21 protein-coding genes are annotated in these 20,366 nt (G+C 57.1%); 7 read left to right on the forward strand and 14 right to left on the reverse strand.

From position 1 onward, the window contains the following. Nucleotides 1–24 precede the first annotated feature (24 nt). Complete coding sequence (locus tag ASB66_RS08945; protein WP_060719104.1) at nt 25–624, reverse strand: LysE family translocator; 600 nt, start codon at nt 622–624, stop codon at nt 25–27. A 94-nt stretch (nt 625–718) separates the two neighbouring features. Between ASB66_RS08945 and ASB66_RS08950 the strand changes: the two genes are divergently transcribed. Both ASB66_RS08950 and ASB66_RS26190 read left to right on the forward strand, forming a co-directional pair. Then, nucleotides 719–1,174 carry an Lrp/AsnC family transcriptional regulator gene (locus ASB66_RS08950; protein WP_060719103.1) on the forward strand — a complete coding sequence of 152 codons (456 nt, stop codon included), beginning with the start codon at nt 719–721 and terminating at the stop codon, nt 1,172–1,174. Nucleotides 1,175–1,243: 69 nt separating this feature from the next. Next, nucleotides 1,244–1,417, forward strand: coding sequence for a hypothetical protein (locus ASB66_RS26190; RefSeq protein WP_156544934.1), 174 nt, complete (start codon nt 1,244–1,246; stop codon nt 1,415–1,417). On the opposite strand, the gene ASB66_RS08955 is transcribed toward ASB66_RS26190, so the two are convergent. From ASB66_RS08955 to ASB66_RS08985, 7 genes are all read right to left on the reverse strand, one after another. Then, nucleotides 1,407–1,865: a cupin domain-containing protein gene (locus tag ASB66_RS08955; RefSeq protein WP_060719102.1), complete on the reverse strand. Its 459-nt coding sequence runs from the start codon at nt 1,863–1,865 to the stop codon at nt 1,407–1,409. The genes ASB66_RS26190 and ASB66_RS08955 overlap by 11 nt on opposite strands. Before the next feature lie 88 nt (nt 1,866–1,953). After that, nucleotides 1,954–2,259, reverse strand: coding sequence for a hypothetical protein (locus ASB66_RS08960; RefSeq protein WP_060719101.1), 306 nt, complete (start codon nt 2,257–2,259; stop codon nt 1,954–1,956). A gap of 238 nt (nt 2,260–2,497) precedes the next feature. After that, complete coding sequence (locus tag ASB66_RS08965; RefSeq protein WP_060719100.1) at nt 2,498–3,076, reverse strand: nucleoside 2-deoxyribosyltransferase; 579 nt, start codon at nt 3,074–3,076, stop codon at nt 2,498–2,500. Between the two features lie 99 nt (nt 3,077–3,175). Next, nucleotides 3,176–3,853, reverse strand: a complete 678-nt coding sequence (locus ASB66_RS08970) for a hypothetical protein (RefSeq protein WP_174084564.1) — start codon at nt 3,851–3,853, stop codon at nt 3,176–3,178. A gap of 49 nt (nt 3,854–3,902) precedes the next feature. After that, complete coding sequence (gene ribB, locus ASB66_RS08975) at nt 3,903–5,003, reverse strand: 3,4-dihydroxy-2-butanone-4-phosphate synthase (protein ID WP_060719099.1); 1,101 nt, start codon at nt 5,001–5,003, stop codon at nt 3,903–3,905. 11 nt (nt 5,004–5,014) lie between these two features. Next, nucleotides 5,015–6,109 (reverse strand): chorismate synthase, encoded by a 1,095-nt coding sequence (gene aroC / locus ASB66_RS08980; RefSeq protein ID WP_060719098.1) that lies wholly within the window; start codon nt 6,107–6,109, stop codon nt 5,015–5,017. A 142-nt stretch (nt 6,110–6,251) separates the two neighbouring features. Beyond that, nucleotides 6,252–9,377 (reverse strand): EAL domain-containing protein, encoded by a 3,126-nt coding sequence (locus tag ASB66_RS08985; protein ID WP_234612730.1) that lies wholly within the window; start codon nt 9,375–9,377, stop codon nt 6,252–6,254. Between the two features lie 745 nt (nt 9,378–10,122). On the opposite strand from ASB66_RS08985, the gene ASB66_RS08990 reads away from it, so the two are divergent. Next, nucleotides 10,123–10,383 carry a DUF1344 domain-containing protein gene (locus tag ASB66_RS08990; RefSeq protein WP_060719096.1) on the forward strand — a complete coding sequence of 87 codons (261 nt, stop codon included), beginning with the start codon at nt 10,123–10,125 and terminating at the stop codon, nt 10,381–10,383. Nucleotides 10,384–10,393: 10 nt separating this feature from the next. On the opposite strand, the gene ASB66_RS08995 is transcribed toward ASB66_RS08990, so the two are convergent. From ASB66_RS08995 to ASB66_RS09010, 4 genes are all read right to left on the reverse strand, one after another. Next, nucleotides 10,394–10,984 carry a histidine phosphatase family protein gene (locus ASB66_RS08995; protein WP_060719263.1) on the reverse strand — a complete coding sequence of 197 codons (591 nt, stop codon included), beginning with the start codon at nt 10,982–10,984 and terminating at the stop codon, nt 10,394–10,396. A gap of 58 nt (nt 10,985–11,042) precedes the next feature. Next, nucleotides 11,043–11,861 carry an enoyl-ACP reductase FabI gene (gene fabI, locus ASB66_RS09000; protein WP_060719095.1) on the reverse strand — a complete coding sequence of 273 codons (819 nt, stop codon included), beginning with the start codon at nt 11,859–11,861 and terminating at the stop codon, nt 11,043–11,045. Nucleotides 11,862–12,051: 190 nt separating this feature from the next. After that, nucleotides 12,052–13,341: a DnaJ C-terminal domain-containing protein gene (locus ASB66_RS09005; RefSeq protein WP_060719094.1), complete on the reverse strand. Its 1,290-nt coding sequence runs from the start codon at nt 13,339–13,341 to the stop codon at nt 12,052–12,054. A gap of 399 nt (nt 13,342–13,740) precedes the next feature. After that, nucleotides 13,741–14,193, reverse strand: coding sequence for an RT0821/Lpp0805 family surface protein (locus ASB66_RS09010; protein ID WP_015915149.1), 453 nt, complete (start codon nt 14,191–14,193; stop codon nt 13,741–13,743). Nucleotides 14,194–14,255: 62 nt separating this feature from the next. Here ASB66_RS09010 and pdxH point away from each other — a divergent pair, with 62 nt between their 5' ends. Continuing rightward, nucleotides 14,256–14,876: a pyridoxamine 5'-phosphate oxidase gene (gene pdxH, locus ASB66_RS09015; protein WP_060719093.1), complete on the forward strand. Its 621-nt coding sequence runs from the start codon at nt 14,256–14,258 to the stop codon at nt 14,874–14,876. 27 nt (nt 14,877–14,903) lie between these two features. Here the strand turns inward: pdxH and ASB66_RS09020 are convergent, their stop codons facing one another. Both ASB66_RS09020 and ASB66_RS09025 read right to left on the reverse strand, forming a co-directional pair. Continuing rightward, nucleotides 14,904–15,953, reverse strand: coding sequence for a polysaccharide deacetylase family protein (locus ASB66_RS09020; protein WP_060719092.1), 1,050 nt, complete (start codon nt 15,951–15,953; stop codon nt 14,904–14,906). Nucleotides 15,954–16,196: 243 nt separating this feature from the next. Next, nucleotides 16,197–17,651 (reverse strand): MFS transporter, encoded by a 1,455-nt coding sequence (locus ASB66_RS09025; protein WP_114386402.1) that lies wholly within the window; start codon nt 17,649–17,651, stop codon nt 16,197–16,199. Nucleotides 17,652–17,741: 90 nt separating this feature from the next. Between ASB66_RS09025 and soxR the strand changes: the two genes are divergently transcribed. From soxR to ASB66_RS09040, 3 genes are all read left to right on the forward strand, one after another. Beyond that, nucleotides 17,742–18,221, forward strand: a complete 480-nt coding sequence (gene soxR, locus ASB66_RS09030) for a redox-sensitive transcriptional activator SoxR (protein ID WP_156543451.1) — start codon at nt 17,742–17,744, stop codon at nt 18,219–18,221. Between the two features lie 180 nt (nt 18,222–18,401). After that, nucleotides 18,402–19,718 carry a D-alanyl-D-alanine carboxypeptidase gene (locus ASB66_RS09035; protein ID WP_060719090.1) on the forward strand — a complete coding sequence of 439 codons (1,317 nt, stop codon included), beginning with the start codon at nt 18,402–18,404 and terminating at the stop codon, nt 19,716–19,718. Nucleotides 19,719–19,992: 274 nt separating this feature from the next. Then, nucleotides 19,993–20,307, forward strand: coding sequence for a pyrophosphohydrolase domain-containing protein (locus ASB66_RS09040; protein WP_060719261.1), 315 nt, complete (start codon nt 19,993–19,995; stop codon nt 20,305–20,307). Nucleotides 20,308–20,366 lie beyond the last annotated feature (59 nt).

Genomic DNA, 20,366 nt, shown 5'->3' on the forward strand with positions numbered 1-20,366 from the left:
CCTTTAGGAGGCAGGTCGTTCTGCTCAAGCTCCGAGACCGAGAATTGGGTAGAGCGACGCGACTAACAAAGCGGCCATGGTGCAATTGAAAATTCGCAGTCGAGTGTTGTTCGATAGCCACCGCCGAACCACCGTCCCGAGCAACGCCCAAACCGCGATTGCAGGGAAGCAAACGGACGCAAATGAGCCTGCCACCATGACGACCGACTGCAATGAGCGGTCGGGTGCATAGAGTGTAACTGCCGAAAGACACATTGCCCATGCTTTGGGATTGACCCACTGGAATAGTGCAGCCTCAAGAAAGGTCATTGGGTTGCTGCCAGCATCCTGCTCTTCGATGGGGGCTGCGATGGCAATTTTAGCGGCTAGCCAGATCAGATACGCGACGGATAGGATTGTCAGCACCAGGTTTAATGCGGGCACAGCATCAAACACGGCCATTAGACTCATTCCAACGAGGAATGCCATGGCCGATACGCCTCCGACGATTCCGAGCATATGCGGCATGGTCCGGCGAAAGCCGAAGTTAGCACCGGAGGCCATCAACATCAGATTATTCGGGCCCGGGGTGATCGTGGCGGCGAATGCGAAGCCGATAAGCGCCGTTAAGACAGCAAAGTTCATGAGATTTGTCCCTCTATTGGTTTGTGCAATAATAGATGGACAATGTCGCAATTTTTGACCTAAATATTCTATATTGTGACAAAATGGACAATGAATGACGAATATAGATGCAATAGACACGAAAATATTGCGTGCGCTTAGGCGTGATGGTCGGATCAGCAATGTGGCACTTGCGGAGGCGGTCAGCCTCTCGCCCTCAGCTTGTCTTAGACGTGTCCAAGAGCTGGAACGGAATGGTGTGATCCGCGGCTATCGTGTCGTCACCGACCCCGAAAGCATGGGGCGTGGCTTTGCAGCGTATGTCATGATTGGCCTTTCTTCTCATACCAAGGCAGCCTTGGAGGGCTTTGAGAGGGCAATGGCAATCGCTCCAGAAGTCGTGGAATGTCACAACATTGCCGGGGCATTCGAATATCTGCTGCGGGTGGAGAGTGCCGATCTCGCTGGTTATAAGCGCTTTCACACCGAAGTCCTCGGCACTCAGAGCCATGTAAATGCAATTACCTCCTATATCGTGATGGAAACCTCCAAAGATGATCGCGCGGGCTGAATTTGAAATTTGAGCGTGAAAGATATGGGTCTGTCAGGAGAATGAGGCGATGGCGACAGGCCATGCTTGTTGCTATCAGATCAGCCTGCCGATGCTTGTGACACTGCGGAAACTGCCCGGCTGCATCCGGTGCTGAGCCCCTGCGACCTGCTGCTGGAAACGCTCGACCAGGAATTGAACCGGCTTGCACGATTTACCGGGGTGGAGGCGGTCGTTTATGGTGATGGCTGGCTCAGCTTTTGATTGGCGTGCCGACGCGATCCGTGAGGGTTTTGACGAAATTGACCTTGGTCATGACCATGTCTTTGTCGTCGTAATGGACAATTTCGTTGGCGGAGCGAGTGCCAACCACCAGATAGACACAATCCGCATTGGAGCGGTTTTCCAGGCAATGGCCAAGGGGAACACCGGCCTTGAACGTCGCGGCATCGCCCGGGTTCATCTCGGTGACCACATCGCCCTCAAGCAAGGTGGCAGTCCCCGTGAGCATATAGAGGAATTCGTCTTCCTGTTCATGCCAGTGCTTGTGAGACGAACGGGAGCCGGGCGGCAATGTTTCCAGGAGGACGCCAAATTGCGTCAAGCCGCCTGCATCGCTCAAGCGCCGGGCGCTATAGGGACCAAGCTCGGCGTTGATGCCCTCGGCGGTTCCAATGTCCAAGGCTGCGTTTTCAGTTTTGATAACAGGCATGGTTTTCTCAACGGTTTTGCAGCAGATAACGCAAAAAGGGGTGTGCCGCCACACACCCCTCTTTCGCATAGCCATAGCAGAGCCGTGGCTACTCCTCGTCCGTATCCATATATTCCAGATAATGCGCTTCGATCTGTTGGATCGGAGACGCTGCTTTTGACTCGTCGATGGCCGACGAGTCGCTGGTTTTCAATCCAGCCGTTTTCTTGCTTGAATCCAGGCTCCAGAGCGCGTTGGCCAGGGAGGCGGACAGCAGGGTGCTGGTGGAGTTTCCACCGGCAGAGCGCGAGCGGGGCGTGGTCGCAGACTCTACGGCAACATCCTCAACGCTTGACGCGCCATGAATGTAGCGGCTCTGATACTGTGAATTGCCAAGGCTGCTGTCGATCCTCATCGCAGGCCCTTTCTGTTCGCTTCGTTAACCCTTTGTTAACGATCGAAGCTTGCGCGAGGCTTGCGTCACATCCGATTTTTCCGAGAAATTGTGCAGCGGGAACGGATTTTTACTAGATCTAGTTTTATCAACAATTTCTACTGAAGAAAATACGAATTTCCCTCCAATTTTGTTAAAAATTGTAAATGTCTATGCGAATTATACAGATGGTCGGTGCTCAAAAACTGCAAGAATTAAACTATACTACAGCGGGAAGCTTCGCCGACAATGCCTTCAGGCAGAGTTCGAAAGCGGTCAGATCGCTATAGAGCCGGTCTGCTGGCGCCTGATGAGTAAAAATCGGCCCGCCCCGGCGTTCGACCCCGCCGTGCAGCATAAGATTTTCGATCATATCGAAATCCTCTAATGACAGGCCATCCGGTCCGCGCTTGCGCTGATCAGGGCCGAGCGTCACCTTGTCCTGATAAAAACCGGCGGTGCGGGCATAGTGATTGTCAATGACATTGGTGTAGGCAGCCACAAGCTTGCCCTGTGCGCACATATAGCCCAGCTCGAAAGCCGTGCCGGGATCGGCGGCAATGCCACGGAACGGGGTGAGATTGGCAATCACCCCATCGGCCCGGTTCATCATATCCTCATCGACGGCACTGATTTTCAATCCGAACTCATGCAAGGTCGGGGCCGGTTCGATGGAAATATCGCCGGGGCAGATCGGCTCGAACCCATAGGTCCGTGTCATCTCAGCCTTGGCATCGAGCACCTCGCGGGCATCAGCGAGAAACACTTCGGGACCGGCGAGATAAAGCTTGAGTGACATGGATTGGGTTCCTGGAGAATTGTAGTTGTCGCGCGAATTTTGCGCGGAACAGACTCTTACCTGCCACTGAGTCTGCCGAAAGGGTAGCACTTTTTCTGCCTATCCAGGGCTTTCGAGGCGGATGGTCGTCGGTCCTGGTCCTGTATCCACCCCAGGAATATCCTGCTTATTGGTCGCAACCCAGTTTTCCGGCAATGCATTCACAGGGTTTCCTGGAAAACGTTTTGCAGTCTCTTCTTTGATTTTTCGTTCCCGCCAAACAGGCCCTCCAACGTGCCACAAGGCCTCATCCGGGGAAAAGTCGGCAGTCAATCTTGCAGGAATGTGATACTCAGCATCCCACGCAGCTATCACCTCCAGCATTTGGATTGCCGGATCATCGATTGTCGTGTCATAGCTTGGAACGCCATCTCGCCAGACGGTGACCTTCAATGTAAAGGCAGGCCATTGGACGGTAGGCCTTGGGGCAGCCAGTTCGGAAACTGGAAAGCGCCCCAGCTTTTTCCATGCGCCGGAACGGAGCGCCCGAGTTATCGAGGAAGGAAAAACCATTATCACCGCCATGACGGGCGAATTGATAATGTCGTCTATTGTCGTGATCGTTCGATCCCTGCGACGAAAAAATGCGATTTCCTTATCCGCATTGACTTGCCCGTAATAAATCCACTCCTGCCCGCCAGCTATGGCGTAGAGGGTTCCAGCTTTCATGTCGGCTCTGGCCTTGGGATTGCTTTCGAACATGACATCAAACATGTCTTGCCCGAAAAGCAAGGTCAATGGCATTCTCTCGGGCAGGCATCAGGAAATGTCCGCAGCGACATATGATTTACGCAATTTCGGTTTCCGAGATCTTGATGCCAAAACCCTCCAGGCCGACGTAATGGCGTTCACGCGAGGCCATCAGCCGGATCGAGGTGACGCCGAGATCCCTGAGGATCTGGGCGCCGAGGCCGATTTCCAGCCATTCGCTTTCGCGCGTCTGGGCTTCCTGATGGGCCTCGCGGTCGTGCATGCCTGCCCTGGCCGTAGTGGAGGCGCCAACCCCGACGGAGCCTTCGCGTAGATAAACGATAATGCCACGGCCTTTTTCTGCGATCCGTTTCAACATGCTATCGATCTGGCGGGCACCGCCGAACACATCGGCACCGACATTTTCCAGATGCAGACGCACGGGAATATCGACGCCGTCGCGGATGTCACCAAATACCACCGCCAGATGCTGCATCGGATCCCAGGGCAGGGAATAGGCATGGGCCTTGGCCGGGCCATAAGCCGTCTGGATCTCGAAGGTCGACATCAGCTGGATCAGGGTTTCCTTGCGCTGGCGATAGGCAATCAGGTCGGCGACCGAGATCTGTTTCAGCTTGTGCTTTTCGGCAAAGGCTGAGACCTGCGGACCGCGCATGACCGTGCCGTCGTCATTGACCATTTCCGAGATCACGCCGATTGGCGGCAGGTTGGCCAGCCGGCAGAGATCGACAGCTGCTTCCGTATGGCCGGACCGCATCAACACCCCACCTTCGCGCGCCACCAGCGGGAAAATATGGCCGGGGCGGACGAAATCGGCGGGACCGACATTGGGATTGGCGAGATTGCGTACCGTCAGCGTCCGGTCATCAGAGGATATCCCGGTCGTGGTGCCATGCTTGAAATCGACGCTGACCGTAAAGGCTGTCGTATGGGCGCTGTCGTTTTCGGCGACCATGGCCGAGAGGTTCAGCCGCTTAGCTTCCTCCTTCGGCATTGGGGTGCAGACGATGCCTGACGTATGGCGGATGATGAAGGCCATTTTCTCCGACGTGCAATGTACGGCGGCAACGATCAGGTCACCTTCGTTCTCGCGGTCGTCGTCATCGGTGACAATCACGATTTCACCGGCCTCAAAAGCCCGGATAGCGTCAACGACACGGGTCTGCTCATAGGTCATGATCGATTTCCTTACTTCAAACGACCGGTCTGGCCACGGTCGCGCAGATAATGATCCGCCAGCGCGCAAGCCACCATTGCCTCGCCAACCGGCACGGCACGGATGCCAACGCAGGGGTCGTGGCGGCCTTTGGTGCGAATATCGACATTGCGGCCTTGCGAATCGATCGACTGGCGTTCTGTGAGGATGGACGAGGTCGGCTTGATGGCAAACCGCGCCACAATCGGCTCGCCGGTGGAAATCCCGCCGAGAATGCCGCCGGCATGGTTGGACAGGAAAATCGGCTGCCCGTCATTGCCCATGCGCATCTGATCGGCGTTTTCCTCGCCGGTGATTTCGGCGGCACGAAAGCCATTGCCGATTTCAACACCCTTGACCGCATTGATCGACATCAGCAGCGCGGTAATATCCTGGTCCAGCTTGGCATAGATCGGCGCGCCCAGCCCGGCCGGCACGCCTTCGGCCACCACCTCCACCACGGCACCGACCGAGGAACCCTGCTTGCGGATGCCGTCCAGATACTCTTCCCAAACGGGGACGATCTTCGGGTCCGGTGCAAAGAACGGATTATTACCAACCTCGGCCCAATCCCAATTGGCGCGATCGATCTTGTGGGTGCCGATCTGCACCAGCGCGCCGCGAATGGTAACGCCGGGCAGAACCAGACGGGCAATGCCGCCCGCCGCCACCCGCGCTGCCGTTTCGCGCGCCGAGGAGCGTCCGCCGCCGCGATAATCACGAATGCCATATTTCAGGTCATAGGTATAATCGGCATGGCCGGGGCGATATTGCTGAGCGATGTCGCCGTAATCCTTGGACCGCTGGTCGGTATTTTCGATCATCAGCGAAATCGGCGTGCCGGTGGTGATCATCGAGCCATCGTCCTGCGGCATGACGCCGGAGAGGACCTTAACGAGGTCGTCCTCGCGCCGCTGGGTCACGAACCGCGACTGGCCGGGTTTGCGCTTGTCGAGCCAAACCTGAAGGTCTTCCAGGGTGAATTTCAAGCCGGGAGGGCAACCATCCACCACCGCGCCAAGGGCTGGACCATGGCTTTCGCCCCAGGTGGTGACACGGAAAAGGTGACCGAAACTATTATGCGACATATGCTGAAACCGGGTCCGCTTTGCCAGGGGATAAGCCCTGCCTTTTACAAGGCCCCACTCTTAGTAGAAAAGCCGCAAGCGTGAAAAGCCTTTCTTTGCGGCAATGGCGCAAAAACCGGAAAAGCTTTGCGCGAGATGGGGCTTATGATGCCATCTGACGGTCTGTCTGCAAGGCGAAACGGCCGAATTCCTCGAAGGGCAGCGGTTTCGCAAAAGCGTAGCCTTGCAGGAGATCGCAGCCCAGTTCGCGCAGGATCTGGGCATGGGCAATGCTTTCGACGCCCTCGGCCACGGTTGCCACTCCCAGAGAGCGGGCAATGTCGATGATCGAGCGCACCATGGCCCGTTCCCGGCTGGAATTGAGCAGGGGCATGACCAATTGCCGGTCGATTTTCAGCCGCTTGGGTTGCAGTTTCAAAAGGCTGATGATCGAGGTATGGCCGGTGCCGAAATCGTCGATCTCGATGTCGATGCCCAGCGCCTTGATCCGCTCGATATTGGTGGTGGCAATATCCTCGCTTTCATCGAGAAAGATCGATTCGACCAGTTCGAAGGAAATTTCACCGGGCGAAATACTGAGACTTTCCAGCGTCTCGATCAGCCCGGCATCATGCAGGCGGCGAGACGAGACATTGACGGAAATCTTCGGAAGTTTCACGCCCATGGCCGCCCAGCGCATTTTGTCCTTCAGGGCCAGTTCCAGCACGATCTGGTCGATACGTGCCATGACATTCAGGTCTTCCGCCACTTTCAGGAAGCTATTGCTGGGCAGGATGCCGCGGGTCGGATGCTGCCAGCGGACCAGCGCCTCGGCGCCGACCAGTTGCATGCTGTTGGCGCAGAATTGCGGCTGATACCAGGCGGTGATCTCGTCATTTTCCAGCGCGTGCAGCAATTCGTCGGCAATGCGCTTCGAGCTGACAATATTGGCCTGGAGATTGTCCGTGAAGAATTGGAAACAGTTGCGCCCCTGCCGCTTGGCTTCATAAAGCGCCAGATCGGCATTGATCAGGATCTTGCGGGCATCGGTTCGCAGTCCCTTGGCCTCGGCAATGCCGATGGAAACGCCGCAGCGACAGATGAAGCCTTCGAAATCCACGGGAACGTTGATGTCCTGGATGATGCGTTCGGCAAGCTCGGCGGCGGCCTTGGCATCGATTGGCCCATGCAGCAGCACCACGAATTCGTCTCCGCCAATCCGGGCCACCAGATCGCCGCTGTTCATGTGGCGTGACAGAACCCGTGCCGCATTGACCAGCATGGCATCGCCAGCGGCATGGCCCAGCGTGTCGTTGATTTCCTTGAACCGATCCAGGTCGAGATGCAGGATAGTGAAACGGCTTCTGTTTGCCTGCGACTGCCGCGTCAGGCTGTCGAGGGCGATATCCAGCTTGCGACGATTGGCAAGGCCGGTCAACGGGTCATGCAAGGCGTTGAATTCAATTCGATTTTTGGTCAGTTCTAGCTCGATGTTGCGGGCTTCGGCCTCGGCCTTCGCCGTGCGCAGTTCTTCGGTCAGCAACACATCGGCCGTCACATCGAAGCTGATGCCGATCAGCTTCTTGCGTCCGTTGCGGTCGACATGCACCTGACCAACCGAGCGCACCCAGCGTGTACCACCCTGGTCCAACAACACCCTTTGGCTGGTGTTGAGGCGCGTATGCTGCTTTGCCACGTTGCGTGCGGCTTCCATCAACATCTCGTGGTCGTCTTTATGGATCTTGCTCAGCCACATGGCGTCGGTGACATGACTGGTGGTGGCTGGAATATTATAGAGATAGCACATGCGTTCGTCCCAGACGGTGTGGCCTGTGGAAAAATCATGTTCCCAGACGCCGCAACCATAGGAATCCAGCGCCAGTTCAAACCGATAGGACAGGCTTTCCAATTGCTGCTCTCGGATGGACAATTCGTCCAGGGCCAGTTCCAGTTCCGCATTCTTGATATCGGAACTCTCCTTGGCAGCCCGTAGATCATTTTGCATGGCGACATCGGCAGTAATGTCCCAGACGAGACCGGTCACACGGTTATGCCCGGAGGCATCTGCATGGCTGCCGACGGAGCGCAAGGTGCGGATCACGCCGCTCTCCAGCACGACCCGGTAATCCTGGCTGTTTTCGCCTTGCTGGCAGGCCATAACATGGGCTTGCGCCTTGGCGCGGTCTTCGGGATGCACGGTTTCCAACCAGCAGGCCATGTCCTGATCGAGGTCGCCACCGCTGCCTGCTCCATGCAATTGTGCGGCACGGCTGTCCTGATGGAGGGTCGGATTGTCGGTTGCAAGTTCCCACATGCCGATATTGGAACTGTCCATTGCCAGTTCGAAACGCCGGGTCAAGGCCCGGTATTTGTCTTCCATCTGTTGGAGCGCGCGCCGGCGTTTTGCGCGGGAGATGACAAGCATTGCTATGCCGCAAAGGGGTGCTGCAAAAGCCAGATCCACGGCAACCAGCGCCATGACGAAATGACTGTGATCCTGCGGTTTCTGCTGCCAGCCTGCCCGGGGGCGGCCATACACTTGCAGCGTCCCGCCTTGAAGCGCCATGGTCAGTATTTCCGGGTTTTCCCCGGTCATGTTCTGCTTTGCCAAATCCGGGCTGATCAAATCCTGAGCCGCGAGCGACGGGCTACCAAAAACAGTGCGTATACCGGATGCGGTCTGCACCATGACGGCAATCTCGATAGCCGGCCCGTTGCCGACCGGAGCGGTGGTGCCATCGGCGATGGCGGACTGGATGAATTTGGCGGTATCCAGGATGGCACGGACATGGATAGGGGAGGGCGTCGCATCGGCGGCGGTGATATTCAGTTGCAATTGCCCGTCATCCTGCAATTGCATATCCGTGTCCGAATCCGGGCCGATTGTCATATTACTGCTGGGGGAGAGCCCTTTCTGCGTCCACACCTGTTCTACGACAGTGCCTCGGGCCAGCGCCAAAGCCCGAAATTCCGGGCGTTCCCTTAGAATACCGCGAACAAGCCCCTCCGTTTGCGGCGAGGCCAGGGCGCCTTCACGCGGTGACAATGCATGGACAAGATGCCGAAGCGCGAAGAAATTCTCCTCGGTTCTTTGGGTCATCATCCCGCGGACCCGCTGTAGGTCGGCTTGGACTTGCCCGCGCAATTGGCTGCGGTAGTCGGTGATATTGAGATAGCCGATATAGGCAAGCAGGCTTGTCAGCAGGACAAACGCCAGGGCCAATAACAGCATCGCCACATTGCCGGAACGGCGAGTTGGGAGATCGGCGGGATTCGCGAATTCTGTCATTATCCTGCCATACACATTATACCGGGTCATCGAAGGTGCTTACGCATCTTCGGCTGATAAGAATTTCTGATATCTCACATACATCAGAGGCATTGGCATCTGAGGCATTGGCAGCAGAGGCGCTGGAGTTGCCCGTATATTCTGCCGGGAAAACCTGATGCTATGCTTTGATCTTAGGAAATACGATATTGTAATGGTTGTTAATTTAGCATTTATATTATTTGAATTCAGTAGGATTTAAAAGATATCGTCAATAAAGCATGAGTGAAGGGATAGTCCTGTTCATGACTGGAACATTGGTGCAGGACAGTCTGCTGCGTTAATGGTGGTAATGCTTGCGTCGGCCTTTCTGGATGGCTCTTGATCTGTTGTTTGCCATTTGTCTTTTCGAAAAAAGTATGCAGTAGAATTTGCGTGGGGAAAAGTGGATACCGGTTTTCTACCCGATGCTGTAGAGCCTTGCGATGCAATGAAAATTCTAGGCGTGACGCTATCCTCGACTATCGCGCCACGCTTTAATACCAAGTTATCGAAGATGCCCGTGCATCCTCACCTGACAAGAATTTCGAATATCCCAAATGCGGCAACGGCTTGAGATATTCGAAACCGGAATCCGAGCTGCCATCCTCAATGACTCCTCTGAGGAGTGCCGGGGATAAGTGCCGTCGAGGGGAAAATTCCGCCACATTCGGAGGCTTATTTGCAAGTACGTGACGATTCTCGAACGAAAGCAGGGGCAAAAACTATGCGCTTCCTTATCGCTATGCTGTTGCTGGCCGGCAGCCTGTTTTCGCCAATGGGCGCGCTTGCGCAAAGCGATGACGTGGAATCGACGATCAAGTCGATTAGCACCGAAAAGCTGACCCTGACGCTGGAGGATGGCAAAACCTATTCGGTGCCAGCGGAATTCAATTTTGACGGCCTGACGACCGGCGTCAAGGTTGTGGTTTATTACACCATGGTCGATGGCAAGCGGGTGGTGGACGATTTGCAGGTCGTCAACTAACGCCGATCTGTCACAGCCAATTCAGGCTATTGTTTTCAAGGTTGATCAGCAGAATCCTGTCCTGGGGGATTGGCATGGCGCAGGCCTCGTTGGCATCGACATTGCCAATCAGGCGGAACAGGCTGCGGATAACGCCGCCATGGGTCACGGCAACCGTTGGCTGGCGGACCGAGGCAAGCCAGGCACCGGTGCGCCAGGATAGGATCTCATAGCTTTCAGCCCGTTGGCCAGGGGCAATGAAGTCCCATTTGCCCTGGGACCGCTGTTTGACCCGTTCCGGGTACAGTTCTTTCAATTCGCGGGTCGTATGACCTTCCCAGTCGCCAAAACAGATTTCCTTCAGGCGATCGTCGAGCCGGTAACGCTCAGGGTCGAGCCCCATTTCGGTGCGGACCCGCTGCATGGTCTCGCGGGTTCGCCCAAGAGGGGAGGCGACGAAATCGAAGACATCGACTGTATCGCCCAGCACATGGCGCAGCGTTTCGCCATTGCGCATCGCCTGGCCGCGGCCTGTAGAATTCAGCGGAATATCCGTCTGACCCTGAAACCGGCCTTCGGCGTTCCAGTCCGTCTGTCCGTGGCGAATGACGTAAAGCAGCACGGCAGACGAACCTTCCAAGCCTTGTTCCCGGCCTTGTTCCCGGCCTTGTATCCGGGACTTAATCCTTGACGACTGACATATCCGGCGCGTCCACGGCCTTCATGCCGACGGTGTGATACCCGCAATCGACGTGATGGACTTCGCCGGTCACACCGCTGGACAGGTCCGACAGCAGATAGAGGCCGGATGTGCCGACTTCGTCGGTGGTGACATTGCGCTTCAGTGGCGAATTATATTCGTTCCACTTCAGGATATAGCGGAAATCGCCAATGCCGGATGCTGCCAAAGTCTTGATCGGACCGGCTGAAATGGCGTTGACGCGAATGCCGCGCTTGCCCATGTCAACGGCGAGATAGCGAACACTGGCTTCCAGAGCCGCCTTGGCCACGCCCATGACATTATAATGCGGCATGACTTTTTCCGCACCATAATAGGTCAGCGTCAACAGCGAGCCGCCATCCTTAAGGAGAGCTTCGGCGCGCTTGGCGACAGCGGTGAAGGAATAGACCGAGATATCCATGGTGCGGGCGAAGTTTTCGCGGCTGGTATCCAGATAGCGACCGGTCAGCTCGTCCTTGTCGGAAAAGGCGATGGCATGCACGACGAAGTCGATCTTGCCCCACTTGTCCTCGACATTCTTGAAGACGGCATCAACGCTTTCCAGATCGGTCACGTCGCAATCGCCTGCCATGAAGCCCTCAAGCTCCTGGGCCAGCGGCTCGACACGCTTCTTCAACGCATCGCCCTGCCATGTCAGCGCGATCTCCGCGCCTGCATCCCGGCAGGCCTTCGCTATGCCCCATGCGATGGAACGATTATTGGCAACACCCATGATGATGCCACGTTTGCCTGCCATGAGGCCCGAAATTTGAGCCATTCGTTGCTCCCTAAGACTTCTATCGAACCTGCCTATCGCATAGGCCGATGCGTGGTTCAAGCTGTGCTGCACCTCTCTTGATGGGAGAGGGGCAACAAATACTGTAAGGAGCGGTAACAAAGGGTGTGGCTATCACTGTGTGATTACAGCGAAATTCGGTTTACCCCGTCATTTTTCCGGGGGGCGGAAACTACAGGAAAAGCCCGTGCTTCATCACTTTCATCAGATCCGTGACTTTTTCGTCCGGTTTTTCCCAGAGCACGACCCTGATTTCGACGACCAATGCGCCCCGTTCGTCCGGGCCGCTGGGCAGGCCTTCGCCCTCGATGCGGATGCTCTGGTCTGAGCCGCTCCAGGCCGGTACGGTAATGTCGAGCGGTCCTTTCGGCCCTTCGATCACCGTGTCGCATCCCAGCACCGCATCCTCAAGCTTGATTGGCACCATGCAGTGAATGTCATAGCCATCGACGCTGAAGGCAGGGCTTTTCAACACCCGCAGCGTGACCAGCACATCGCCGGTTAACATGCCCGGCACTTTCAGCCCCTTGCCGGACAGCCTTGCAATGCTGCCATCGGTATACCCTGCTTCCAGCGGCAGCCTTACCTCGCGCCCATCGCTGAGCTGGACGGAAATGGTGTTGTGTTGCAAAAGGTCGTCAATGGCGATGGTGGCCTCGACCATAATGTCGGGAGCCTTTTCGAGAACCGGCGGCGCTGGTTTGCGAATGCGGCGCACCAGCGACGAAATCAGGCCAAGAACGGGAAGTGCGAAGCCGCGTGACCGGTTGCCGTCTTCGCTTGGCTCGTCTTCGCCCCTTCGCTGCTCGGTCTGGCGCTGCTCGGTCTGGGTGGCGCCAAAAATCTTCGAGACGGCATCCTCTGCCGCATCCGGGCTGGCGGGGCGGCTGGCTGTTGCTGTATCTGCGGCGTCTGGACCTGCTTTCGCGGTCTCCGGTTTGCTTGCGGACTGGGGTTGGGCTTGAGCCTGTGTTTGGGCCTTGGCCTTGGCCGAGGCGTTGGCGCTTGCCGCTGCGTCCGCCGAGGCATTGGCGGCTTGGGCTTCGGCGGATTGCGCGCGGGCGCGGGCGGCCTCGACCTTGACATTCAGCATTTCGGCGGCTTTTTCAGCCTTGGCATTTTCCGCCTCGATGCGTGCCAGATCGGCCATGATGCGCTCCGCATTGGCCTTGGCCTGGCGGGCGCGCTCAGCGGCGGCCCGGGCTTCCTCGCGTTGTTGCATGATCGTCTGTTCGCGTTTCATGGCGTCCATCTTCGAGCGTTGCTGGTCGTAGCGGCTTCGTTTGGCGGGGTCCTTGAGAACATCATAGGCCTGCCCGATCTCCGCAAACCGTTGGGTTGCCGTCGGATCCTCCCTGTTTTGATCGGGATGAGAGGTTTTGGCTTTCGAGCGCCAGGCAGCCTTGATCTCGTCAGTACCCGCATCGCGCTGCACGCCGAGAATGGAGTAGGGATCACGCATTTTACCACCAACCAAATACAAGAGCGGTTCAATTGAGATCTGTCCGGGTCACGACATCGCACCCGTGAGGGAAAATAAGATGGACCGTAACACTTTCAATCTGTTGCGGAAATTCCAGAACAAAAGGCTTTTCGCTCAGCAATTCCGCAGAAAGGTGAATCATTCACGCTCATACGTGGCAAGCATTGTCTCTATTTGCTTCGCCACGGGACACAGTTATATTAGGAAGCAGATGCTAACCAGTGGTTACGGCTGGGGAATAATTCCTGGGATGATGCTTGATCCCAGAGAAATTTATAACATGGGCGCTGTCTCAGCCGGATATGATCATTGTCAAATCATAGAAAACGGGCGCAATGCGCCGTTCCGTTGGGGTTTTTTAGCTCGTAATTGCCGATCTCAGGACTGTTTGTCGAAATTCACCAATTGCCACTGGCCATCGCCAGCCAGGCAGGTGCGGCCATAGAATTTGGCAATACCGTCATAGGCATGGCGGCTGGTGACGAACACCCGGCAGATCACGCCATTGCTGCGATCCTCGGAAATCGAGTTGATCACACCGGCGCTTCCCGTTGTGGTATTGGCCCAGGGAACCGGGCTTGGTCCCAGCTTTTCAAGATCGGCGGACGAGACCGCATTGCGCACTGTATCCTGGTCGGAGCGTTTTTCCGGTTCGTTTGGAATGGTGCCTGTCGAAATCGACCGATCCACCTTTGGCGTATCGCCCCCAAAGTCCATGACGCCGCCGACACAGCCGCCCAACATGAGGCAAAGCGCCGCCATGGCCATAAAACGACCGCTGGTGGCCCAGCGTCCCTTTCTGCATCGATCCGGCTTTGCTATGTCTCTCAAGACCTGTCCTGTCCTTCATGCGTCGTTTGCGGCGCGGGCATATGCGGAGCATTTAACATAATATGTCGCAAAATGAGTTAACAACCGGTGACTTTACCGAGGAGCATGAACCTTTTGGCTTGTTCGAAACGTGGCTCACTGAGGCAAAGGCCTCGGAGATTAACGATCCCAACGCTGTCGCATTGGCGACAGTCGATGAAAGCGGCCTGCCAAATGTGCGTATGGTGCTGTTGAAGGATTTCGATCAAGCGGGATTTGTCTTCTATACCAATTTCGAGAGCCAGAAGGGTACGGAGATTCTCTCCCAAAAGAAAGCCGCGATGTGCTTTCATTGGAAATCCCTGCGACGCCAGGTGCGTTTGCGCGGCGAAGTGGAGGTCGTCACCGACGCCGAGGCTGATGCCTATTACCAGACAAGACCGATTGGCAGCCGCATCGGCGCCTGGGCCTCGAAACAGTCGCGGCCGCTGGAGAGCCGGTTTGCGCTGGAAAAAGCGGTTGCCGAATATACGGCACGCTATGCCCTGGGGTCTATTCCGCGTCCAGCCCATTGGTCGGGTTTCCGGATTAAGCCATTGACCATCGAATTCTGGCGCGACGGTAAATTCCGTCTGCATGACCGGATCGAATTTCGCCGCGAGGCGCTGGACCAACCCTGGAGCAAGGTGCGGATGTATCCTTGAATCGCAAGGGCTGTGCTTTCTCCTGTGTCACGCAGCTGGTTTGCGTGACATCAGGCGGAAAGGAATGCCCGATGCCAGTGTGCGGACCGTGGCGGGTGTCTGGAAACGGCCATTGAGTGAAATGCGTGGCAGGGCGTGGAGGCGCTGGCCGTCGTTTGCAAACAGGGTTGCGGGCCGGGTGGTGACGGCCAGTCTATAGCCGGCTTCGCGCACCAGTGCGACGGTTCGCTGATCGACACTGCGGCCATCCCCATAGGGATAAGCGAAACTGACCGGACGAGTTCCGGTCAGGGTTTCAAGATAATCGGCGGAGTTCTTTAATTCCAGCCGCACCGTTTCATCGTCAAGCCCGGTCAAGCCTCGATGACTGACCGTATGCGCCCCCAGGCTGACCAGCGGATGGGCGGCAAAATCAGCCAGCGTCTCAGAGGGCAGGATGGCTTTTGCAACGATGTCGCGGCTGTCTATACCAGCCTCTGCCGCCATCCGGTTTAGCCTGGCGATCCTTTCTGCCTCGTCTACCGCCGTGATTTGGCTGGCGATCTGCTGGAATGCTGCGGCTTTGCGCAATGGCGTGTCGGTGGAAAGGATGCGTGTCCTGCCCTCGAAGTCCCATTCCAGCCGGTTGGCTTTGCGCGTCAGGGCAGCAAGGGTTTCCCACCAGAGGCCATGGCTGCGCTCGCTGAGGCCCTGGCAGACGAAAACCGTGAAGGGCGCATCGAACCGCGCAAATATCGGCAGGGCGATATCACGGCTGTTATAATAGGCATCATCAAGGGTAAAGGCCGCAAAGGGCCTTTGACCGGGCCCTGCGGCAAGCCGTGCGGGGACATCTTCCAGGCGGATGAATTCGTAATTTTCCCGCCACAGGGCGCGAAGGGCGGTATCGAGGAATTTGGGGGTGATTTCCAGATGCCGGTTGGGATCGGGTCTGAAAGGAAGATAGGGGCGCACCTGATGAAGGGTGAAGATTGCACCGAGCCCGCGGGCATCCTTTAACGCACCGAGCCTGCGCGTTATCCCCGCCACGACCAGTCCGCCCGCGATCAGCCCCTGCTTGAAGATAGTGCCATCCATAAGTGGTTTTCCAGCAGTCTCGGCTGCGCTGTCTTTGAAAAAAGCTAATTTATAACAGGTGCCCGGAATGGACCGGATCGTGTCATCGAAAGGGCATCCCATCCGACCCAAAGGGTTATCGTCTCAATACCTGCCAGATTAATGGTACGGATTTAAGGAATTGTGCATCGGCTCCAGTTTTAAGCCCGACTCCGGCGATGAAGCTGTTGTTCTCAGAATAAAATCTATGGAAGAGCCTGGACCTCACCGGGTTTTCCGCAGGCTTCTCACCATCCAGGGCGCCAGCAGGATCGCCGGAGCAAGGCAGACGAGGCCAAACAGGACGCTATTGCCGACCGCATGGCGCAGCACCTCCGGCGATGCCGTGCCGGAAAAGCCGGAGCGATTGGCAATGAGACCGGCCAGTGCGGCTCCCATGGCATAGCCTGCGGTTTGCAATGTGGGCAAAAGCGCCGAGGTCCGGTCGCGGTCGTCAGCTGGGCTCGCCTCCATCATTGTCTGGCTGAGCGCCGCCCACGCCATGCCAAAGGCCATGCCGACGGCGATCAGCGATAGGATCAGTCCCGGCAAATAACCTGTTGCAATGCCAAGCGTGGTGCCAGCAAGGCCGCCAGCCTCGGTGACAACCCCCAGCAAGATCAGTCTTTCTCTGGCTTTTTGGGTGGAGATATTGGCGGTGATGACCGCCGTGAGGCTCCAACTGACCGCCATCAGCGCGCTCAACGCACCCGCTGCCATTGGTCCCATCGACCAGAGATGTTGCAGCGTATAGACGAGATAGACGCCAAGAGCCGCTTCGGAAAGGGGCATGAGCAACACGATCCACAGGCCAAGCCCGACGGGTGTTGACGCCACAAAGGCGCCGGCGGGCAGGATCGGCTGAAGACTGTTTCTGTCGAGCGCGACAAACAGCATGAATGCGGCAAGCGCCATACCGATCATGGTGTTTCGGGAGATGTCCAGCGCCGTCAGATTTGCCGCCAGCAGCAATACCAGCCCGACCAGCAGCAGGCTTAGTCGCCCTATCGGCAAGCCACCTTGATTGGCCGAGTTTTTGCCATTTTTTTCCCCTTTTGGGACGGCGATCCTGGCCAAAACCAGAAAGACGATACCGGCGGGAACGTTGACAAGGAAGGCCGCGCGCCACGAAATCGCCTCAGTCAACAGCCCGGCCAGCACCGGCCCGCCAAAGGCCGACACCGCCCAGACCGCGGCTTCGATACCGAAAATGCGGGCGATCAACCTGCGCGGGAAGAGCGTCGAGATCAGCATATAGCACAGCGCCAGGACCGCGCCCTCTCCAAGCCCCTGCAAGACACGTCCGATAATGATGCCTGCCATCGATCCCGCCAGACCGGCGGTCAGGGTCCCCGACAGGAAAACCAGGGTGACGATAGCCAATGCACCCCGGGTGCCGACCCGGGCCTTCAGGCTGGCGCAACTTGCACCAGCGATAATCGATGCTGCCAGATAGAGTGTGCTGGTCCAGGGCAACCACTGCGCGCCACCAAGTTCGGCAATGGCTGAGGGCAGGGCGGTCGAGACAAGGAAAGCGTTGAAGGCATGCAGGCCAACGCCAAGGCTGACCATGACGGTTGCTGCCCCGAGACCGGGGGCGAACAGATCGCGCCAATGCCCATTTTCCGGCATCGTCGCATCGGCCTTTGCAGGCTCTGTGTTAATTTGCTGAATTTCCATTGTTTTTCTGTCCTAGACATCTGCTCTGGTCATGTAATGGTCTGCACGCTACAACCTCAACTTAAGTTGAGGTAAAGAGGAAAAATGCGGATGCAGGGTTTGAGCGTCGGTGAATTGGCTGAACGCAGCGGCGTTGCGGTTTCGGCTTTGCATTTTTACGAGCGCAAAGGTTTGATTCGCGCCCGGCGCACCAGCGGCAACCAACGGCGCTACGACCGGGACGTGCTGCGCCGCGTGGCGATTATCCGGGCCGCACTGGCGCTCGGCATCCCCTTGAAGGAGGTTGCGACGATCATGGCGGATCTGCCGCAAGGCCAGACGCCGGGCCGGGAGGACTGGCGCGCGATTGCGACACGTTGGGCGCATACTTTGGACCGGCGCATCGCCATGCTCAGCAAATTGCGTGACGATCTCGACGGCTGTATCGGCTGCGGTTGCCTCTCGATGACGCATTGCAATATCTTCAATCCCCAGGATATGGCGGGTGAGCGCGGCGAGGGGGCTGTATTTCTTCTCGATTCTGATAGGAACGAAGGGGGAAACCCTGCAGATTCCACAGAGTTGCCATAATTGGGCAACTCTTCATTAACAATATTGGGCAAGATGAAGGCGTTGCACAATTTCCTGCCCCATTTTGGGTCTAATGCCGGCCCGTCCTCGTGCCGGTTCCGTGAAGTGTTCGAGGTCGTTTTCGTGAATTTGCCGATGAAATTGCCCAAGTATTTGCAGTGTAACCAGTCTGGAGGCCGAATGAGCAGGACCCTGATCGCGCTATCGTTGTTTGTGTCGATCAGCATGATGGCAAGCCCGGTTTTTGCAGGCAGCGCCCAGCTTTTGCTGGATGCGCGCACCGGTCGGGTGATCGCCTCGGAAAATGCGGATATGCCCAACCATCCGGCATCGCTGACTAAGATGATGACCATCTATATGGTTTTCGATGCGATCCGCCGTGGCACGTTGAGCTGGGATAGCCCCGTGCCGTTTTCCAAATACGCCTCATCACGTCCGCCCACCAAGCTTCGCCTCAAGCCAGGTGAAGAAATTACCGTGCGCGAGGCGGTGCTGGGCATGGTGACCCTGTCGGCTAATGACGCGGCCGCCGCAATGGCCGAAAAGCTCGGCGGGACGGAAGAGAATTTTGCGGCGATGATGACCGCTAAGGCCCGCCAACTCGGCATGCCCAATACCACATTCGTCAATGCCTCCGGCCTGCCCGACGATCGGCAGATCACCACCGCCCGCGACATGTCCACCCTCGGCGTAGCACTGCTGCGCGACTTTCCCCGCGATTACGCGCTGTTTTCCACCCGCAGCTTTGCCTTTCGTGGCCGCACCATCAATGGCCATAACAATCTCATGTACCGCTACAAGGGCATGGACGGCATCAAGACCGGTTACACCAACGCATCCGGCTATAACCTGGTCAGCGCCGTGGCCGATGGCAAGCGCCGGGTGATCGGCGTGATCATGGGCGGCCGTAGCGGCGCCAGCCGTGACAATCTGATGGCGCAGTTGATCACCAAGAATATCGGCAAGGCATCCGACGGCAATTCGCTGATCGCCAGCGCCGCTCCGACCGCTCCTATTGTCGTTGCCCAGACCACCGGCAGCATTCCCATGCCGCTCGACCGGAGCGCCCCAATCGACCGTAGAGAGGTCGCCTCCGTCAGCGCGCAGGCCGATCCGCCCGTTCTCGGTTCCCGCTTTGGCAACGCTTACGCCGGTGGTGGCGCCAACAATGCCGCCGCAGCCACCGAGGCCCTGATTGCGGGCGCCCATCCGCGTCCCCTGAAGCCAATTCCGCTGCATCGCGATGGAACCTGGCAGATCCAGATCGCGGCTGCCGCCAGTGCCGAGGAAGCCATGAGCCTGCTGCAAATGGTCCGCGACAAGATCGGTGGTCCGCTGGCTGACCGCGATATCTATACCGAAGCCGTCACCCGCAATGGTGCCACTGTTTACCGCGCCCGCTTTACCGGCTTTCCCAACAAGGACGATGCTCAAAGCGCCTGTGAGCGACTGGTGAAAAGCAGCTATGATTGCGTGCTGATGCCAGCCCGAGGCTAAGCCTTTCCGGCGACCCTGCCTTGAACTCCTATCCGTCTCCTTCTTGCCGTCTATCTTATCGATAGGCGGCATTCTCATTTTGCAGCCAATGGATAGTTTTCGCTTCGTCTTCCATCAGCATTTTCTATGCCTCGCTATAAGATGAAGTGCGCCCAAGTTTCCGTCGGATTTCGCTGCACATCCTGGGCTGTTCAATCTCTCTTGCCGCGCTGGTTTTCAGTCTCGACAATCTTGCGGAATCGCGCGATAAAGTCAAGAACAAATGGAGAACAATATGCTGTCTGATCTGATGGAGCGCTTTGACAAGGCGTCGGCTACCTATGCAGCGGCCAATGGTGTCGAGCGGGACGAGACCTGGTTCCTGCTGAAATTACTGGAGGAAGCGGGGGAACTGGTGCAAGCGGCAAACCGCGTCAGTGGCCGCAGTCGCCAAAAGGGCATGAGCGAAGACGAATTGCGCCAACTGCTTGCCGATGAAACTGCCGATCTTTTCGGGCATATTCTGCTTTTTGCCCGTCATCACCGACTGGATCTGGAAAGTGCGATCCGGCGGAAATGGCGGTTCGATCCAACGGGCTCGGCGGGATGAGAATGCGTCTGCTCTTACCTTGCCAGTTGCGAAGATCTCAAAGCTTCACTGTATTTGAG

The sequence above is a fragment of the Gillisella vitis genome, from assembly GCF_001541345.2.
Lineage (GTDB): Bacteria > Pseudomonadota > Alphaproteobacteria > Rhizobiales > Rhizobiaceae > Allorhizobium > Allorhizobium vitis.

What these genes read in the sequence shown, in the direction of transcription:
- ASB66_RS08945 (WP_060719104.1), bottom strand. Translation starts at nt 624, where the DNA reads ATGAACTTTGCTGTCTTAACGGCGCTTATCGGCTTCGCATTCGCCGCC.
- ASB66_RS08950 (WP_060719103.1), top strand. Translation starts at nt 719, where the DNA reads ATGACGAATATAGATGCAATAGACACGAAAATATTGCGTGCGCTTAGG.
- ASB66_RS08955 (WP_060719102.1), bottom strand. Translation starts at nt 1,865, where the DNA reads ATGCCTGTTATCAAAACTGAAAACGCAGCCTTGGACATTGGAACCGCC.
- ASB66_RS08960 (WP_060719101.1), bottom strand. Translation starts at nt 2,259, where the DNA reads ATGAGGATCGACAGCAGCCTTGGCAATTCACAGTATCAGAGCCGCTAC.
- ASB66_RS08965 (WP_060719100.1), bottom strand. Translation starts at nt 3,076, where the DNA reads ATGTCACTCAAGCTTTATCTCGCCGGTCCCGAAGTGTTTCTCGCTGAT.
- ribB (WP_060719099.1), bottom strand. Translation starts at nt 5,003, where the DNA reads ATGACCTATGAGCAGACCCGTGTCGTTGACGCTATCCGGGCTTTTGAG.
- aroC (WP_060719098.1), bottom strand. Translation starts at nt 6,109, where the DNA reads ATGTCGCATAATAGTTTCGGTCACCTTTTCCGTGTCACCACCTGGGGC.
- ASB66_RS08985 (WP_234612730.1), bottom strand. Translation starts at nt 9,377, where the DNA reads ATGACAGAATTCGCGAATCCCGCCGATCTCCCAACTCGCCGTTCCGGC.
- ASB66_RS08990 (WP_060719096.1), top strand. Translation starts at nt 10,123, where the DNA reads ATGCGCTTCCTTATCGCTATGCTGTTGCTGGCCGGCAGCCTGTTTTCG.
- fabI (WP_060719095.1), bottom strand. Translation starts at nt 11,861, where the DNA reads ATGGCTCAAATTTCGGGCCTCATGGCAGGCAAACGTGGCATCATCATG.
- ASB66_RS09005 (WP_060719094.1), bottom strand. Translation starts at nt 13,341, where the DNA reads ATGCGTGATCCCTACTCCATTCTCGGCGTGCAGCGCGATGCGGGTACT.
- pdxH (WP_060719093.1), top strand. Translation starts at nt 14,256, where the DNA reads ATGTCGCAAAATGAGTTAACAACCGGTGACTTTACCGAGGAGCATGAA.
- ASB66_RS09020 (WP_060719092.1), bottom strand. Translation starts at nt 15,953, where the DNA reads ATGGATGGCACTATCTTCAAGCAGGGGCTGATCGCGGGCGGACTGGTC.
- ASB66_RS09025 (WP_114386402.1), bottom strand. Translation starts at nt 17,651, where the DNA reads ATGGAAATTCAGCAAATTAACACAGAGCCTGCAAAGGCCGATGCGACG.
- soxR (WP_156543451.1), top strand. Translation starts at nt 17,742, where the DNA reads ATGCAGGGTTTGAGCGTCGGTGAATTGGCTGAACGCAGCGGCGTTGCG.
- ASB66_RS09035 (WP_060719090.1), top strand. Translation starts at nt 18,402, where the DNA reads ATGAGCAGGACCCTGATCGCGCTATCGTTGTTTGTGTCGATCAGCATG.
- ASB66_RS09040 (WP_060719261.1), top strand. Translation starts at nt 19,993, where the DNA reads ATGCTGTCTGATCTGATGGAGCGCTTTGACAAGGCGTCGGCTACCTAT.